The 1,156-nt window shown below is 63.9% G+C and carries 2 protein-coding genes; both read left to right on the top strand.

The window, feature by feature from the left end:
• Nucleotides 1–198, top strand: a 198-nt coding sequence (locus ABIB26_RS23695; protein WP_502913738.1) for a transposase, incomplete at its 5' end; no start/stop codon positions are given.
• A gap of 17 nt (nt 199–215) precedes the next feature.
• Nucleotides 216–1,112, top strand: a complete 897-nt coding sequence (locus ABIB26_RS23690) for an IS3 family transposase (RefSeq protein WP_354248658.1) — start codon at nt 216–218, stop codon at nt 1,110–1,112.
• Nucleotides 1,113–1,156 lie beyond the last annotated feature (44 nt).

Below are 1,156 nucleotides of genomic sequence, written 5' to 3'. Positions count from 1 at the left end.
ATCGGCGTGAACGAGGGCACTCTGGGGACCTGGGTGCGCAAATACCGTGAGGACCATCCCGATCGGTTCCTCACCGAGGAGAAGGCAGCCGTGCCGTGGGAAGAGCACCAGAAAGCGCTGGCCGAGAACGCGAAGCTGAAGCAGGAAATTGAGTTCCTGGGAAAAGTCAGCGCCTTCTTTGCAGCGAAGCAACGGTAGAGGATTTCTACGAGTTCATCGAAGCAGAGAAGGCGAACCATCCCGTCGCCTGGCTATGCCGGACCCTGAAGGTCTCCCGGGCCTCGTTCTACCGGTGGCGCAACCCTGCGGGCCCGTCCCCGCGGGCCGTGCGGCACCAGACGCTGGTGGAAGCTGTGGCCGGAAAGTTCAACGACGCCAAGGGCAAGGCCGGTAGGGACCAGCTGACCCGGATGCTCAACGCGGACGGGATCAGCGTTTCCCAACCCACCGTCGGGGCCATCATGCGCGAGCAGGGCCTGCGCGCCGTACGGACTCGGGCGTGGAAGAAGACCACCGAGCAGGACCCGCAGGCGAAGACCGCCCATATCGGGAACCACATGCTCGACGAGAACGGCAAGCGGGACTTCTCCTCCGAGGTGCCCGGCACGCGGCTGTGCGGGGACATCACGTACCTGAAGACCGGCGAGGGCTGGCTGTATCTGGCCACCGTGATCGATCTGTGCACCGGCATGGTCATCGGCTGGAACATGGACCGCCACATGCGCACCGAACTGTGCACCGGGGCGCTGGCCATGGCCCGCGATCACGGCTACCTGCACGCGGACGGGGCGGTGTTCCATTCAGACCGCGGCACCCAGTACACCTCTGCCGAATTCCAGGGCTGGTGCGCCGGGAACAACGTCACCCAGTCCATGGGCAAGGTCGGCGTGTGCTGGGACAACGCCGTCGCCGAAAATTTCTTCTCGCATCTGAAGACCGAGTTCTACCACCACCACAGCTTCACCAGCCGGCTCGCCGCCCGCACCTCGGTCATGGACTATATCGAGTCCTGGTACAACCGCAAACGGCCCAACGCCCGAGCAGGCCACCGACCGCCGGCGGCAGCCCTCACAGCCCACCAGATCCGCGACCAGGAATCCCTGGCAGCGTAACCGAAATAAAACGATGAAACTGTCTCAGAAACTTGACGTGCGCA

Origin of the sequence: Arthrobacter sp. UYEF20 (assembly GCF_040546335.1) — a bacterium.
In the GTDB taxonomy this organism is placed as follows: domain Bacteria; phylum Actinomycetota; class Actinomycetes; order Actinomycetales; family Micrococcaceae; genus Arthrobacter.
Note: the sequence above shows the minus strand (reverse complement) of the source record. Positions and strands in the feature narration are given on the sequence as shown.